Annotated in this window: 15 protein-coding genes and 1 pseudogene; 8 read left to right on the top strand and 8 right to left on the bottom strand. The window is 60.9% G+C overall.

Going from position 1 to position 14,547, the window contains the following annotated elements:
• The 5 genes from AC1DLT_RS22975 to AC1DLT_RS22955 all read right to left on the bottom strand — a co-directional run.
• Nucleotides 1-271: RbsD/FucU domain-containing protein (locus tag AC1DLT_RS22975; RefSeq protein ID WP_477488279.1), on the bottom strand; the 271-nt coding region annotated here is incomplete at its 3' end.
• 20 nt (nucleotides 272-291) lie between these two features.
• Nucleotides 292-1,215: a carbohydrate ABC transporter permease gene (locus AC1DLT_RS22970; protein WP_477481802.1), complete on the bottom strand. Its 924-nt coding sequence runs from the start codon at nucleotides 1,213-1,215 to the stop codon at nucleotides 292-294.
• Between the two features lie 10 nt (nucleotides 1,216-1,225).
• Nucleotides 1,226-2,335: a carbohydrate ABC transporter permease gene (locus AC1DLT_RS22965; RefSeq protein WP_477488278.1), complete on the bottom strand. Its 1,110-nt coding sequence runs from the start codon at nucleotides 2,333-2,335 to the stop codon at nucleotides 1,226-1,228.
• A 109-nt stretch (nucleotides 2,336-2,444) separates the two neighbouring features.
• Nucleotides 2,445-4,106: an ABC transporter substrate-binding protein gene (locus tag AC1DLT_RS22960; RefSeq protein ID WP_477488277.1), complete on the bottom strand. Its 1,662-nt coding sequence runs from the start codon at nucleotides 4,104-4,106 to the stop codon at nucleotides 2,445-2,447.
• A 76-nt stretch (nucleotides 4,107-4,182) separates the two neighbouring features.
• Nucleotides 4,183-5,244 carry an ABC transporter ATP-binding protein gene (locus AC1DLT_RS22955; RefSeq protein WP_477488276.1) on the bottom strand — a complete coding sequence of 354 codons (1,062 nt, stop codon included), beginning with the start codon at nucleotides 5,242-5,244 and terminating at the stop codon, nucleotides 4,183-4,185.
• Between the two features lie 365 nt (nucleotides 5,245-5,609).
• On the opposite strand from AC1DLT_RS22955, the gene AC1DLT_RS22950 reads away from it, so the two are divergent.
• From AC1DLT_RS22950 to AC1DLT_RS22940, 3 genes are all read left to right on the top strand, one after another.
• Nucleotides 5,610-6,050: an RbsD/FucU family protein gene (locus AC1DLT_RS22950; RefSeq protein ID WP_247033875.1), complete on the top strand. Its 441-nt coding sequence runs from the start codon at nucleotides 5,610-5,612 to the stop codon at nucleotides 6,048-6,050.
• Nucleotides 6,051-6,139: 89 nt separating this feature from the next.
• Entirely contained in the window at nucleotides 6,140-6,406 is a 267-nt protein-coding gene (locus AC1DLT_RS22945) for a type II toxin-antitoxin system Phd/YefM family antitoxin (RefSeq protein WP_040124185.1), read from the top strand.
• On the top strand, nucleotides 6,403-6,825 hold the full coding sequence (locus AC1DLT_RS22940) for a PIN domain-containing protein (protein WP_477488275.1): 423 nt from the start codon (nucleotides 6,403-6,405) through the stop codon (nucleotides 6,823-6,825). Before AC1DLT_RS22945 ends, AC1DLT_RS22940 begins: the two co-directional genes overlap by 4 nt.
• A gap of 225 nt (nucleotides 6,826-7,050) precedes the next feature.
• Here the strand turns inward: AC1DLT_RS22940 and AC1DLT_RS22935 are convergent, their stop codons facing one another.
• Both AC1DLT_RS22935 and AC1DLT_RS22930 read right to left on the bottom strand, forming a co-directional pair.
• Entirely contained in the window at nucleotides 7,051-7,773 is a 723-nt protein-coding gene (locus AC1DLT_RS22935) for a ribonuclease activity regulator RraA (protein ID WP_477488274.1), read from the bottom strand.
• A 72-nt stretch (nucleotides 7,774-7,845) separates the two neighbouring features.
• The gene (locus tag AC1DLT_RS22930) at nucleotides 7,846-8,631 is read right to left on the bottom strand and encodes an IclR family transcriptional regulator (RefSeq protein ID WP_477488292.1); all 786 of its coding nucleotides are present in this window, start codon (nucleotides 8,629-8,631) and stop codon (nucleotides 7,846-7,848) included.
• Between the two features lie 210 nt (nucleotides 8,632-8,841).
• Here AC1DLT_RS22930 and AC1DLT_RS22925 point away from each other — a divergent pair, with 210 nt between their 5' ends.
• Genes AC1DLT_RS22925 through AC1DLT_RS22905 form a run of 5 tightly spaced genes read left to right on the top strand, consistent with a single transcriptional unit; the run spans nucleotide 8,842 to nucleotide 14,204 of the window.
• Nucleotides 8,842-10,362, top strand: a complete 1,521-nt coding sequence (locus AC1DLT_RS22925) for an ABC transporter substrate-binding protein (RefSeq protein WP_477488273.1) — start codon at nucleotides 8,842-8,844, stop codon at nucleotides 10,360-10,362.
• 41 nt (nucleotides 10,363-10,403) lie between these two features.
• Nucleotides 10,404-11,324: an ABC transporter permease gene (locus AC1DLT_RS22920; protein WP_041364102.1), complete on the top strand. Its 921-nt coding sequence runs from the start codon at nucleotides 10,404-10,406 to the stop codon at nucleotides 11,322-11,324.
• Complete coding sequence (locus tag AC1DLT_RS22915; RefSeq protein WP_105428065.1) at nucleotides 11,321-12,238, top strand: ABC transporter permease; 918 nt, start codon at nucleotides 11,321-11,323, stop codon at nucleotides 12,236-12,238. The genes AC1DLT_RS22920 and AC1DLT_RS22915 overlap by 4 nt, the downstream gene beginning before the upstream one ends.
• Nucleotides 12,238-13,209 carry an ABC transporter ATP-binding protein gene (locus tag AC1DLT_RS22910; RefSeq protein ID WP_477488272.1) on the top strand — a complete coding sequence of 324 codons (972 nt, stop codon included), beginning with the start codon at nucleotides 12,238-12,240 and terminating at the stop codon, nucleotides 13,207-13,209. Before AC1DLT_RS22915 ends, AC1DLT_RS22910 begins: the two co-directional genes overlap by 1 nt.
• A complete protein-coding gene (locus AC1DLT_RS22905) occupies nucleotides 13,206-14,204 on the top strand; it encodes an ABC transporter ATP-binding protein (protein WP_477488271.1) in 999 nt (332 codons plus the stop codon). The genes AC1DLT_RS22910 and AC1DLT_RS22905 overlap by 4 nt, the downstream gene beginning before the upstream one ends.
• Here the strand turns inward: AC1DLT_RS22905 and AC1DLT_RS22900 are convergent.
• Nucleotides 14,162-14,302, bottom strand: a pseudogene (locus AC1DLT_RS22900) (L-idonate 5-dehydrogenase); the annotation flags it as partial. The gene AC1DLT_RS22905 and the pseudogene AC1DLT_RS22900 overlap by 43 nt on opposite strands.
• Between the last annotated feature and the right edge of the window lie 245 nt (nucleotides 14,303-14,547).

Genomic DNA, 14,547 nt, shown 5'->3' with positions numbered 1-14,547 from the left:
CGGTCGGAATTTCGCCCGGCGCGCCCATGACTTCCATGCGACCGGCAGAATTCTGGAGCGGCGTGTCGAGCGGCAGCACCGAGAGAATGGCACGGATCGCGTCACGAGCCGAGAGATTGGCAATGCTGAGCGGCCGGCCGACGACCGTCGGTCGGGCGACGCTGTCGCTCGGGAAGTTGGTGTCGGAGACGACCAGCGTGTCGCCATGCCCCATGGAGCGAAGCGCGTGCAGCACGTCGGCATTCAGCGCCGGATGAATATTCTTGAGCATAATGTCCTCCTCAATGCCATTTATTTGACGGCGCCCGCCGTCAGCCCCTTGACGATATAGCGCTCCAGAAAGATTCCGACGAGGACCAGCGGCATGATCGCGGCCGTGGCGATGGCGGCCATCGACCACCAGTTGATCCCCTGCGACCCCGTCTGGCTGGCCACCATCACCGGCAGTGTCTTGGCATTCGAACTCGTCAGCAGCGCAGCAAAGAAATATTCGTTCCAGCACAGAATGACCGAAAGGATGAAAGCTGCCACCATGCCGGGCAGCGCGATCGGCAGAACGATCCGCAGATAAGCGCCCCAGATCGAACAGCCGTCCACCAATGCCGCCTGTTCCAGCTCGACCGGAATCGTGTCGAACTGGTCGCGCATGATCCAGATCACGATTGGCAGTACCATGAGCGTATAGACGAGGATCAGACCGATCAGTGTATCGAGCAGCAGCAAGTTTTTGTAGAGAACCAGGAACGGCATGGCGAGCACGACCGGCGGCAGGATCAACTGCGACAGGAAGAAGAAGGAAATATCCTTGTTCGCCATCCAAAGGAACTTGTAGGTGAACCGGCTGAGCCCATAGGCCGCCAGCGACCCAATGAGCACCGCCAGGAACGAGGCCCCGGCGGACGCCACGATGCTGTTGAAAAACCGGCGGAGGAACTCGTCCCGCACGGTTGATGGCGCAAGGATCGTATCCGGCGAGAGGCCGAGTGAACGCCAGCCTCTCCAGTCCGGCGTGAAGTCCACAAACGGGATCAGATGCCCCTGCGTGACGTTGACGGCTGTCTTGAACGAGGTCGTGATCGTCCAGTAGATCGGAAAGAGCGAGACGAAGGCCCAGAAGACCAAAGCCGCATAGATGAGCAGGCTGGTGGTCAGGAATTGCGGGCGCCGCGACCAAAGGCTTCCCGGCTTATCGGATGTTTCAGCGGTAATCGCCATGGGCTTCGCCTCAATTTTCACGTTGCATCCATCGGCTCGCCCCTTTGAGGATGAGCGCGACGAAGATGATGATGATGACGAGATAGAATTCCGCAAGCATGGTCCCGTAACCGACATTGGAACGGTCACGATATTCCCGGAAGATGAAGCTCGACACGGTATCCGTCGCCCCGCCCGGTCCGCCGGCGGTGACGTTGATGACGATATCGGCGAGCTTCAGCTGAAAGATAATGCGCAGGATGATCGCCGTCATACTGACCGGAAGCATCAGCGGAAAGGTAATCTCCTTGAAACTCTGCCAGCCGGACGCACCGTCGACTTTTGCCGCCTCCTTGATTTCGGAAGGAAGTGCCTGAAGGCCGGCAAGCAACAGGATCATCATGAACGGGATCGACACCCAGGCGTCCATCGCCATGATCGCGGTGCGTGCAAGCCAGGGCGTCGAGAAAAAGGCCGGGTTGTCCCAGCCGAGATGGCGCGCGAGCGTCGCGGCCGGGCCGAACCGGTACTCCATCAGCGACTTGCCGATCATCCAGCTGACCGCCACCGGGCTCAGCATCAGCGGCAGGAGAAAGGCGACACGGAAGAATTTTCGGGCCTTGATCTCGGTGTTGAGCAAGAGCGCCAGCCCGAAGGCGATGGCATATTGAACGAGTACCGAGAGAACGTAGTAGACCATGTTCAGGAGCGCGTTCCAGAAATACACGTCCGCAAACAGCGCGCGTAGATTGTCCAGCCCGTTGAAGCGTCGGCCGGCAGCCGCGCTCAGATTCCAATCCGTGAAGGCGATATAAAGCCCGAAGACGGTCGGGAAAACCACCATGGCGACGGTGAAGAGGATGGCTGGAAGGACGAAGACGGCGCGCTGCCCTGCCTCTCCACGGATCATCACCTGGCTCGCACACAAGGCCACCGCCCAGAAGATATAGGCAAACAGCAACGATCGCCAGCTGACAAGCCCGAGCGCCGTAACCCCGCCCGCCTCGAGGATCTGAAGAACGAGGACGGCGAATAACAAGATGCTCGCGGCAACGATCAAAAGCCGGCCGCGCCGGGCGGCGGTGTGCTGGACCGCCGTCCGCTCCAGGGGGCTGATGGCTGGCGTAACCGTATGCGACATAGGCAAGACCCTTGGGCAGAAGGCGTGCTGAAGCGGGCAGAGGCTCCGGCGACACGACTCTGCGCCGCCTGAGATCATTAAGGAGACAGCCGAAACTGCCCCGCGGGTGTCAGGCCCCGAGCGAGGCCTTGTAGAGCGCGAGCTGCTTGTCGCGGCCAAGCTGATCAGTGATCTTCTCCCACGCCGCAGCAATCGCATCGGCACCGGCCTGAGCGGTCGCCCGTCCGGCGAATACCTTGGCCAGTTCGTCTTCCGCGACGCTGTAATACTGGAAGATGCCCGGAATGCGCGGCTCGATTGCAGCGTTCGGGTGGTTGTAGGAATTCGACTGCGAAGCGAGATAGCCTGAGATGAACGCCTCGTCGTAACCGGCCGACACCCATTCCTTGATGTTGAACTGGCTTTTACGATAGCACTGGAAGCCGGATGGATAGGCGGCCGTCCAGAGCGCCAGGTCCTTGCCGCCAAGATGGGCGGCCGCACTCCATGCCGCCTTCTTCTTTTTCTCGTCTCTGTCGACTCGAGCCATCACATAGACGCCCCATCCGAGGTAGGCCATGTTCGGCGCATGGTTCGGCCCGCTTGCGAGCTTTTCCCATTTGCCGGTCTTGGCATTGTAGACATCGTCCGATCCCGGAAGAATATCGAAGCCGATGGTCTCGCCGACGACGGAGCTGTCGCTGGTGCGCGCGCTTGCGCCCACATCCCCCCACCAGGAGACCATGGAACCGGTGCCGGCCAGGAATTGCTGGAAGGCTGTCGTGCCCGGGTCGGCATTGAGCTGGTCGCCCGCTTCCGATGGCAGGGCGTCAATGATGTCCTGGATCGCGCGGACCCATGCCGGGTTGTTGATCCGCGGCTTCATCGTATCGGTGTCGAATAGCCAGGCCTTGTCATTGGGATGCTTGGCATAGGCGGTGGCGCGGCTGCCGAGGAAGTAGAAGCCGAAACCGCCCCAGGCCTTCGGTGCGTCGAGATAGCCGACGGCTTCCATACCGCCGACGGTCTTGCCCTTGAGGAACTTGGTGACCTCCTGAACCTTCTGCCAGGTCTTCGGAACGCCCCACTCACCCTGGTGGCCTTCGTCCTTCCAGGCTTTCGCGAGGCCGGCATCGGTGAAGTAGTCGGTGCGGTAGTTGAAGTTGTGGCAATCGCCATCGACCGAGACGCGGTAGGTCTTGCCGTCCCAGGTGCCGACCGGCGCCTTGAGGTAGTCGACATAGTCGTCCATGTCGATCTGGGCCTTGACCCAGTCCGGCATCTCCGACGCCAGCCCCTTGCCGCAGACATCGCCCTCGAACGGCGCGCCCATTTCGAGCAGGTCGAAATCGACAGTACCCGTGGCGATCGCCTGCTGCAGGCGTGGACTGTAGTCGGCTTGCGCGAGGTCAATCCACGTGATCCTGGCGCCGGTATAGTCTTCCCAAGGCTTGAGGAAGCCCCGGAACAGGACGTTATGCAGGTTCTGGTTGTTCAGCCCCATGAAAGACAACTGGACGCCAGCGAACTCGCCCTGTTTCACGCTCTTCTTCGTCGCTTCCAGGCACATCCCACCGACCTTCTGCCAATCGGCGTCGGTTGGAGACCCTTTGCCGACGCCCGGCACCTGCAGGATCTGGCTGCGCAGCGTCGCATCCTGCGCAAAGGCCGTTCCAGGCGAACCGAGCATGCCGCTCGTTGCAGCCAGGGCACCGAGGCTGGCACTCGTCTTCAGAATGGCACGCCGGCTGAGGTCGATCGCCATCATTCTCTCGAAATCACTGACTTTCATGTGGGTCTCCTCCCTTTGATAGAACGCCACCGTTCGTGGCTGCCGGCGCCCCCTCCTCGAAGCGCCGGCCAAACTCTCAGTCGAGCCTCAGTCCGCTCTCGGCATCAAACAGATGGACGAGGTTTGCGTTCGGCGTCATCGCGATCACATGGTCCGAGGGTTCCTCAATGCGGTCGCGAAAAACGCCGATGATTTTCTGCTGCCCGAGCCTTGCAAAGACCTGCGTTTCCGATCCGGTCGATTCCACGACCGTCACATGGGCGCTGACCGCGCCGCCGAGCGTGAAATGCTCCGGCCGGATGCCGTAAAAAGCCGGGCGCCCGTCCGAGCCCGCAGGCGCGCGATCGAGCGGCAGTCGAATGCCCTCATCGGTCTCGAAGAACGGCTCCGCGGCGGCGCGGATATGCCCCTTGATCAGGTTCATCGACGGGGAGCCGATGAAACCGGCAACGAAGGTGTTTGCCGGCGTATCGTAGAGCGTCCGCGGCGAACCGATCTGCTCGACGCGTCCGTCGCGCAGCACCACGATCCGGTCGGCCATGGTCATGGCCTCCACCTGATCGTGCGTCACATAGATCATGGTCGTCGCTAGACGCCGCTGCAATTCCTTGATCTCGGCGCGCATCTGTACGCGCAGCTTGGCGTCGAGGTTGGAGAGCGGCTCATCGAACAGGAACACCTTGGGATCGCGCACGATCGCCCTTCCCATCGCCACACGCTGGCGCTGGCCCCCGGAAAGCTGGCGGGGATAACGCGCAAGATACGGCATCAGGTCGAGTATCTCGGCAGCCTTGCGCACGCGCTCGTCAATATCCGCCCTGGTCTCGCCGCGCATCTTCAGGGCGAAACCCATGTTCTCGGCCACCGTTTTATGCGGATAGAGCGCATAGCTCTGAAATACCATGGCGATATCGCGGTCCTTCGGCGGCAGGTCGTTGACCACCTTGCCGTCGATGCGAATATCTCCGAAAGTTATCGGCTCGAGACCGGCGACCATGCGCAGCAGTGTCGATTTTCCGCAACCGGACGGCCCTACCAGAACGACGAATTCGCCGTTGGGAATTTCGACGGAAACACCATGGATCACCGTCAGGCTTCCATAGGCCTTTCCGACATTGACGATATTCATCGATGCCAAAAGCTGTCCTCCTCCTGCGGCGCCGCGCACTCCTCGCGCCGTTTGATCGATCCTCCTGGAGGGCGGCGACAGGTAAAGCCATCAGCTAGACCTGTCGCCATCCGGCTTATCTTGGGAGGACGTCATCCGCCCCATAGACTTCACATAGTGGCAAAATATTGTAAAGTCTCTCGGTCGAGATTTCTTTGGTACCTGCCGGGGCGCATTCTCAGCGGCTTCGCTGAGCCAGTGAAAAGCCGCAACCTATCTAGATCGCCAGGGATAACGGAGAAAAAAATGCACGGAGGAGACCGCTGCAGTTACGAACATTACAAACATTCCTTCATTCGTAAAGAATTGATCTGATCCAGAGGGAGAATAACGAGGTGCTGAGGGGAATCGATCCGGTGTTAAATGCTGAACTGATGCATGCTTTGATGCTGATGGGGCACGGCGACCAACTGGTCTTGTGCGACATCAACCATCCCGCACAGACAATCGCCCGACATACAACCTACAGCCGTCTCATCGACGTTTCCGGCTGCGGCCTCGAGCGTCTTGCGGAAGCTGTTCTGAAACTCTTTCCTCTTGATACCTTCGTCGACGCACCGGTGAAACGGATGCAAGTTGTCGGTGACGTCGCTGGTCAGGCGCCAATCTTCGCGACAATACAGAAGGTCATAGATCAAGCTGAAGGACGACCCGTCCAAATGGAGGCATTGGAGCGTTTCACATTTTACGAAGAAGCAAAAAAATCGTTTGCGATCGTAAGAACCTCCGATCCAGGCCCCTATGGATGCTTCATTTTCAGCAAAGGCGTTATCTAGTTTTTTCAGCGAACGAATTGCTGCGAAGGCTTGCGCTCGAGCCCACCGCCTCATATAGTCATGATGGTCATTATAGTCAGGAGCGAGCAATGCGGCCATCAGCACACGATGATAGGATCTGGACGGTCGCTGGCGCCAAAGCAAAACTCTCCGAGGTCATCGAGCGAGCACAATCAGCGCCCCAGACAATCACGCGGAACGGAAAACCAAGCGTGGTTGTCGTTTCGGCGGAAGAATGGCAGCGGAAAATAGCACGCAAAGGATCACTTGCAGAATTCCTCATGGACTCGCCGCTCCGCGGTGCCGGCTTGGATCTGGATCGTGAACGCGATGAGCCACGTGACCTGCCGCTGTGAGACTGCTCATCGACACCAACGTTCTGTCTGAAGTAACAAAGCCCCGTCCCGACGCACGCGTTTTAGAGTGGCTTGGCGGACTCGACGAAGACCGCGCCTATATCAGCATCATATCAATCGCAGAAATCCGCCGAGGCGTCGCTTTGATGGACAGCGAGCGAAAACGCGACACTCTGGCGGAATGGCTTTCGCATGACCTGCCGCAGCGTTTCGAGGGGCGGGTGATTCCGGTGGAAGAGCCTGTCGCCCTATCATGGGGCGATCTCATGGCATTTGCCAAACAGAGTGGCCGCGGACTGGCTTCAATGGACGGATTAATCGCCGCCACCGCGATAGCACACCATCTCACCCTCGCGACGCGCAACACCAAAGATTTTGAAGGTTTCGGTATTGATATGATCAATCCATGGAACGGCTAGGAAGGTCACGCCGGCGCAAGACGGGCTCCTGATCGGCGAACCGCTATCAGTGCCCGCAGCCCCCGCGTCAATCTCGCTCGAGGCTTGGCGGCTTACGCCGCAAGCTGACCGGACTCTGGCTCATGACGGCGAGATGGCCGCAAAATCTTTCAGCTGCAGTTAACCTGACATCACCGCTCGGTAAGTTACTGGACTGAACCAGCCGGACGTTGGCAATTGTAGGCGTCAAACGGCGTCAACACGAGCCTTACGCCAAACCTCGAACCGCTCGAGGGTTTCCTTGTTTGGCGGATAGACGCCAAGTGTCGATTTGCCAGACTCGATCTCCAGCTTCAGGAACTCCTCCTGCTCCTCCATTGCAACGGCCTCGTCTGCGATCTCGTTCACATATTCCCGGGGGATGACGATGACAGCCTCGCTGTCGCCGAAGATGATATCGTCGGGATAAACCGCAACACCGCCGCAGGCGATCGGCTGGTTCATATCCGAGGCGTGGTGGGCAACCAGATTGGCCGGCGCCGCCGGGCCCATGCAATAGGTCGGGAGCCCGAGCTGGGCGATATCGGTCGTATCGCGAACGCCGCCATCCAGCACAAGGCCAGCGCATCCGCGGTAGACAAGGCGCCGGGCCAGCATCGCGCCAATCCCGGCAATCTCCGCCAGCTCGCGGCAATCGAACACGAGAACGTGCCCCTCGGGCATCGTGTCGATCGCCTTGCGCTGCTGATTGGACGGATCGGAACTGTAGGTCGAGCCGTCGATATCCTCTCGGGCTGGAATGTAGCGAACGGTGACGGCCGGGCCGATCATCGGCTTGGCGGCGGTGGCCAGCGGTCGCACGCCGCGAACCGCGGTGTTCCTGAGCCCACGCTTCAGCAGCAAGCTACTCAGGGTCGCAGAATTTGTCCGCAAAAGCTTTGCGTAAACCAATGGGTCCAAAGCCGTCATGATAACCTCCGTTTGCCCGGCTGCGAGGTCTAGCATAACGACACGATAGTTCAATAAGGAATTTTTAGTCTCTTATTTGGACATTGGATGAATGCCGTTGATAGCCTTCATCACCATGGCAGCGGCGTCGAGGACCTCGCGCTTGATTGATCGAGCGCGCTCCGGCGTCGCCTCGCCGATGAACGGCACGCTGACGGTGGCGACCAAGCGACTTGCTGAATCAAAAATGGGAGCAGCGAAAGCTCGCAGGCCGAGATTGGATTCCTGATTGTCTTCCGCACTTCCGCTGCGGCGAATTTCAGCGAGCGCCTCCTTCAACGTCTCAGGATCGGTGATCGTATACGGAGTCCGGGCCTCCAGCCCGCCGGCGCAGTAGACCTCGATCTCGTTGTAGTCGGAATAGGCCAGAGCAAGCTTGCCGGCAGCACCGACATGCTTGCGCGAACGTCCGCCGACCTTGATGAACAGGGCGTAGTCGCCAGGGCTAGAAGCCGCAAATATCGTCATCATTTCATTACCTTCGGGTGCCGCCAGCCTGAAGGATTCGTAGATCCTGTCGGCCGCGGCTGCCAGGATCGGCCTCGCCGCCTCGATCAACGTCACCCTATCCGCGCCGGGCGAAATACGCCGCGCGAGCTGCACGAATTTCGGCCCCAGCTCGTAGGAAGCTCCGCCATTCACCCGAGCCACAAGCCCATGCGCGGTCAGTGAATTGAGGATGCGATACACGGTCGAACGAGGCACTCCGAGCTGATCGACCAATGCGCCGAGCGAAATACCGGTCCTCGCATCGGCGACCGCCTCCAGTAGATGCGCCGTCTTTTCCACCACCGGAGACCCATGCTTTGGTTCAATCATGAACTTCAAATTCCATATGCGGATTGCTTGCCTTGACTTCTTGAGATCGAACGAGCATGTTGGGGTCGCAAGTGTCATATTTGACACTACGCACTTGCAGGAGGAAGTAAAGCCATTTGAGCGCGGCTGTCCCCGCGGACCCGGATGACTTTGAGGAAGAGATCACCGAAGCGCCGTATGCGGTTCGATTGGATTTGGAGGAGGGCTTTTATGAAGAAGATCATGGGTATCCATGCGTTGAGCATGGGGCTTGCAATGTCGTTGACGGCAAGCGTCGCAATTCCCGCTCGCGCGGCCCCGGACAAACTGACGGTCGTGGTGACGGACGAGCCGAAATCACTCGATCCCTGCGATACGGACCTCTCGGGCAATTCACGCATTCTGCACAACAACATCACCGAAGCGCTCGTCAATCTCAGCCCCAAGGATGGTTCTGTCGTCCCGAGCCTCGCCACCAGCTGGCGGCAGGTCGATAGCCTGACCTGGGAGTTCAAGCTGCGCCAACGCGTGACCTTCCATGACGGCAAGGCGTTCGATGCCAATGCGGTCATCGCGGCTCTGAAGCGCGCCCAGGATCCGGCGCTCGCCTGCGAAGTGGGACAAGCCACGCTAAAGGGCATCAAACTCAATGCAGAAGCCGTGAATCCGACGACCCTCCTCGTAAAGACGGACGTTGTCGAGCCAATCCTCCCGAACAAGCTGTCCGCCCTGGACATCGGTTCGCCGGCAACCCCGAGCGACGCCAAGACGCGCAACCCAGCTGGAACCGGACCTTACAAGCTGGTCGCGTGGACGCCCGGCCAGTCCGTCGGTCTCGTGGCCTATGAAGGCTATTGGGGCGACAAGCCTGCAATTCCCAAAGCGACGATCATCTGGCGCTCCGAGTCCGCGGTGCGAGCCGCGATGGTCGACACCGGCGAAGCGCAGATCGCCTATGAAATTGCACCCCAGGACGGCACCACCGGGCAGGATCACGCCTTCCCAAACGCCGAAACCTCGCTCTTGAGGATCGATGCGCAGATCGCGCCCCTCAATGACAAGCGCGTTCGCGAAGCACTCAATCTTGCGATCGACAGGGATGGCCTCATCGGAACGATCTTCCACAAGGACGCTCAAAAGGCGATGCAGGTCGTGCCGCCGTCGGTCTTCGGCTTCAATCCTGACATTCCCGTTTGGCACTACGATCCGGAAAAGGCGAAGTCCTTGCTTGCGGCCGCCAAGGCGGATGGCGTGCCGGTCGACAAGGAGATCGTCATCTACGGCCGCATCGGCATCTATCCGAACTCGTCCGAAAGCCTGGAGGCCATTCAGGCCATGTTGGCGGATGCCGGTTTCAACGCTCGGCTTGAAATGCTCGAGACAAGCCCGTGGCTGAAGCGGCTGCTGAAGCCGTGGAACAAGGATCGCCCGCCCTCGATCCTGCAGACGCAGATCGACAATGCCGAGGGCGATGCCGTGTTCACGCTGCCGAACCGCTTTACCACGAATGGCAACCAGTCGACCATCACGGACGCCGGTCTCGACAAGCTGATCGCCGATGCCTCGAAGGCGACCGGTGACGAGCGCAAGAAGCTGTTCCAGCAAGCCTTCAAGTACATCGCCGTCGATACGGTCAACATCGCACCGCTCTTTCACATGGTCACGATCGCCCGTGTCGCCAAGAACGTGAACTATACGCCTGATGTGCAGGCCGGCAACGAGATCAAGTTGAAGTCGATCAGCTACCGCTGATCTGCCCGGCCGGCGGCTTGTATGTCGCTTGAGGAGAGCGGATGTCCTTCACCTATTTCCTGAAACGTGCGGCCTTCGCGGCGCTCGCGCTTGCGGCGCTGATGACATCCGCCTTCTTCCTCGTGCGGTTGACGGGCGATCCCGTCAATCTCTACCTGCCGGTCGACGCTTCGGATGCGGCGCGCGAAGCCATGCGCATCCGCCTTGGGCTCGATCGCTCGCTCCTGGCCCAGTTCTTCGATTGGGCTTGGGATATTCTCAGCCTCGATTTCGGAATGTCTCTCTGGCACAATCGCCCGGCCATGGACGTGGTGCTGGAGGCGCTGCCGAACACGCTGGCACTTGGCGCCATCGCCTTGGCTCTGGCCTTCACCGCCGCGATCGTCATGGGATCCATTGCTGCCGTGAATGCCGGTGGCTGGATCGACCGGGGCGTCAATGTCCTGTCGCAGGCAGCCGCAAGCGTGCCGGATTTCTGGCTCGGCCTGATGGGCGTGCTTCTTTTTGCGGTTACCTTCCGCATTCTGCCGACGTCAGGCTTCGGCGGCCCGATTTACTGGGTGCTGCCCGTCGCCTGCCTGTTTGCCCGACCTTTCGGAACTCTGGTGCAGATCGTCCGCGGCTCGATGATTGAAGCGCTGAATGCGACATTCGTCCGGACGGCGCGGGCCAAGGGCGCGCGTGACGGACGGGTCACCTTCGTGCACGCGCTCCGCAATGCTCTCCTGCCCGCGGTCACGGTGACCGGCGACCTTGCCGCCCAGTTCGCCGGCGGTGGCGGCGTCGTCGAGGTGGTCTTCGGGTTTCCCGGCATCGGCAAACTCCTGATCGACGGCATCCTGAAACGCGACTTCGCAATCGTCCAGGCATCGATCTTTGCCGTCGCGGTCGTGATCTTCGTCATCAATATCCTGGTCGACATGCTTTATGCCTCGATCGACCCGCGCGTGAGGGTCGAATGACAGACACGTCTGCCGAATTCCTCCCGGCCCGCGAGCGCCGTAGCCGCCGCATCCTCTGGCTCCTGCGTGCGCTCGCGGGTGACCCGATGGCCGTCGCCGCGGCGATCTGGCTGCTGATCGTCGTGCTCGCCATCTTCACCGATTCCCTGTCGCTCCTGGGCGACAATCGCATTTCGCTGAAGGCGCGCAACTTGCCGCCGTTCGACTTCGGCCAGTCCTGGACTTTGTGGCTGGGTGCCGACGCACTCGGACGGCCGCTCCTCGTCCGCCTCATTCAGGCGGCTTCGACGACGATCGGCATCGCCGTGGTGACCGTGCTGACAAGCCTGATCGGCGGAACGCTGCTGGGCGTGATTGCCGGGTATTTCGGCGGCATCGTCGGAAACGTCATCATGCGGATCTGCGATATCATTCTCGGTTTCCCGACCCTGCTGGTGGCACTCTTCGGTCTCTATCTGTTCGGTCCGAGCGTCAGCAACCTCGTGATCGTGCTCGCCGTCACTCGAATGCCGGCCTATATCCGCGTCGCAAGAGCCGAAACGCTGGAGGTCCGCGAACGACTTTTCGTCGATGCGGCGCGCGTCTTCGGTGGCGGACCGACCTGGATCCTGCGCACCCACATCCTCCCTAGCGTCGCACCCACCATGCTGACGCTCGCCTCGGTCAATCTCGCCATGGTCATGTTGTTCGAATCCGGCCTGAGCTATCTCGGCCTCGGCATTCAGCCGCCTTCGGTGAGTTGGGGCCTGATGGTCGCCCAGGGCCAGGGCTATCTATCGTCCGCCTGGTGGCTCGGCTTTTTCCCCGGCCTCGCCGTCATGCTCACCACCATGTCCTTCAACCTGCTCGCCAACTGGTTCCGGATCGTCAACGATCCGTCGCAGCACTGGCGTCTTGTAAGCCGGAGGCGCTGATGGCCCTTCTCGAAGTCGAGGACCTGCAAGTCAGTTTTGATACGGCGTCCGGCCGCATATTCGCACTCAATGGCGTCTCCTTCTCGCTGGAACGCGGTGAAGTCCTGGCCCTTCTTGGCGAAAGCGGCTCCGGCAAGTCCGTGACCGCATCTGCCATCATGGACCTCGTTCCCAATCCTCCGGGCGCGATCGACCGGGGGTCGATCCGCTTCGACGGGGCGGAACTGTTGAAGCTTTCGCGCAACGAGCGGCGAGATCTCTGCGGCAACCGGATCGCCCTCATCTTTCAGGATGCGCTTGCGGCACTCAATCCCGTCTATCCCGTCGGCTGGCAGATCGCGGAGATGTACCGCATCCACGGCCGCCACCCCGAGGGCGGCGTCGAGAAGGCCGTGATCGACCTCCTGACGGCAATCGGCATTCCCGATCCTGAACGTCGGGCGCGCCAATATCCGCACGAATTTTCCGGTGGCATGCGCCAGCGCATCATGATCGCCATGGCCGTAGCACTCGAACCGGATGTCATCATCGCCGACGAGCCAACGACGGCGCTCGACGTCACGATCCAGGCGCAGGTGGTTGATCTTCTGGCCACAATCCGCAAACGCAGCGATGCAGGAATGATCTTCATCACCCACGATCTGGGCGTGGTAGCCGAACTCGCGGACCGCGTGGCCGTCATGTATGCCGGCCGGATCGTCGAGACCGCAAATGTCTTCGAACTTTTCGAGGATGCGCGACATCCCTATAGCGTCGGCCTGCTCGCCTCGCAGCCGCGCATGGATACCGATGAGGACGAACTGGTGCCGATCCCCGGCTCGGCGCCCAATCCCGTCGCCCTTCCTTCAGGCTGCGCGTTCAGGACGCGCTGTCCGCGCGCCGAAGGGCTCTGCGCCGAGGTCGTCCCTCCCCTTGAAACCGTGGGGCCCGGCCGGCAGGCCGCCTGCCATTTCCCGGTGTTGACAGCATGAACCAGCCTCTTCTCAAAGTCGAAAACCTTTCCCGGCACTTCGGCAGCGGCGCGACGCCCGTGCGCGCAGTCGATGACGTCAGCTTCGAGATCGCCCGCGGAGAGACGCTCGGCCTTGTCGGCGAAAGCGGTTGCGGCAAGACTTCCCTGGTCAGGACGCTCCTGAAGCTCGGGCCGGCGACCAGCGGCAGCGCCGTTCTCGATGGCGTGGAAATCACCAAAGCGAGCGGAAGGGAGCTGCATGAATTGCGCCGCAAGATGCAGATCGTCTTCCAGGACCCATACCAGTCACTTAATCCGCGCATGCGGGTCGACCGGCTGATCTCCGAACCGTGGGCGTTGCATCCGGGCGCCATGCCAAAGGCCCGCTGGCGGGAGGAGGCGGTCAAGCTGCTTGAATCCGTGGGGCTGCGTGCGGAACATGCGGACCGCTATCCTTCGGAATTTTCAGGCGGCCAGCGGCAGCGGCTTGGAATCGCGCGCGCCCTGACACTCAACCCGACGCTCCTCGTCTGCGACGAACCCGTCTCGGCCCTCGACGTCTCGGTCCAGGCACAGGTCGTCAATCTGCTCGCCAGGCTGAGGCGCGAGCGCAATCTGGCGATGCTTTTCGTCGCGCACGACCTTGCCGTCGTGCGGCACGTCGCGGATCGTGTGATGGTCATGTATCTCGGCAAGATCATCGAGACCGGGCCGAAACAATCGATCTTCAGCGCGCCGGCACATCCCTATACGCAGGCCCTGATGTCGGCCGTTCCGACGCCGGACCCAAGGCTTCGCGGGCATCGCAAGCGCATCGTGCTGCAAGGTGATCTTCCAAGCCCTGCCAATCCCCCGAGCGGATGCCGATTTCGGACGCGTTGCTGGAAGGCCACTTCGATCTGCGCGGAACAGGAGCCCGGACTGACGGCAAGGACGGCTGCCCCGGGATTGCTGACCGCCTGCCACCATGCAGAGGCCGCCTCGAATGCCATGCCGGCGTCTTCGAGGGGATAGGTTCCGGTGAGCAGCGGCTTCAGGTCGACCCTCTTGTTTCCAATCAGGTCGACCGCCAGGCCGAATTCATCGTGGAAGCGGAAAGTGCCCTTCGCCTGGCCGCCTAACCAGCCATCCCAGCGGTGCACACTCGCGCTCTCGAGCCCGGAACGTCCAGGCCAGGTTACCCGTTTAACCTGAGGCGGGGCTGCCGGCGGGATTCATATTGCCGCAGCCCAAGGAGGTGGTAAGCTTACCGCCAGGGAGGACGTATCATCCGCGGCGAAACCGATCACGTGAACAGGGTTGCAAAGGTTATCGCGTCCGCATCGGACGCGGCGCGGAGTCCGCTTGCAGCTTCCTG

The sequence above is a fragment of the Neorhizobium sp. 05N33 genome (genome assembly GCF_056397445.1).
This window is presented reverse-complemented; position numbering and strand designations above follow the sequence as displayed.

What these genes read in the sequence shown, in the direction of transcription:
- AC1DLT_RS22965 (WP_477488278.1), bottom strand. Translation starts at nt 2,335, where the DNA reads ATGTCGCATACGGTTACGCCAGCCATCAGCCCCCTGGAGCGGACGGCG.
- AC1DLT_RS22935 (WP_477488274.1), bottom strand. Translation starts at nt 7,773, where the DNA reads ATGACGGCTTTGGACCCATTGGTTTACGCAAAGCTTTTGCGGACAAAT.
- AC1DLT_RS22930 (WP_477488292.1), bottom strand. Translation starts at nt 8,631, where the DNA reads ATGATTGAACCAAAGCATGGGTCTCCGGTGGTGGAAAAGACGGCGCAT.
- AC1DLT_RS22970 (WP_477481802.1), bottom strand. Translation starts at nt 1,215, where the DNA reads ATGGCGATTACCGCTGAAACATCCGATAAGCCGGGAAGCCTTTGGTCG.
- AC1DLT_RS22905 (WP_477488271.1), top strand. Translation starts at nt 13,206, where the DNA reads ATGAACCAGCCTCTTCTCAAAGTCGAAAACCTTTCCCGGCACTTCGGC.
- AC1DLT_RS22920 (WP_041364102.1), top strand. Translation starts at nt 10,404, where the DNA reads ATGTCCTTCACCTATTTCCTGAAACGTGCGGCCTTCGCGGCGCTCGCG.
- AC1DLT_RS22910 (WP_477488272.1), top strand. Translation starts at nt 12,238, where the DNA reads ATGGCCCTTCTCGAAGTCGAGGACCTGCAAGTCAGTTTTGATACGGCG.
- AC1DLT_RS22915 (WP_105428065.1), top strand. Translation starts at nt 11,321, where the DNA reads ATGACAGACACGTCTGCCGAATTCCTCCCGGCCCGCGAGCGCCGTAGC.
- AC1DLT_RS22960 (WP_477488277.1), bottom strand. Translation starts at nt 4,106, where the DNA reads ATGAAAGTCAGTGATTTCGAGAGAATGATGGCGATCGACCTCAGCCGG.
- AC1DLT_RS22945 (WP_040124185.1), top strand. Translation starts at nt 6,140, where the DNA reads ATGCGGCCATCAGCACACGATGATAGGATCTGGACGGTCGCTGGCGCC.
- AC1DLT_RS22925 (WP_477488273.1), top strand. Translation starts at nt 8,842, where the DNA reads ATGAAGAAGATCATGGGTATCCATGCGTTGAGCATGGGGCTTGCAATG.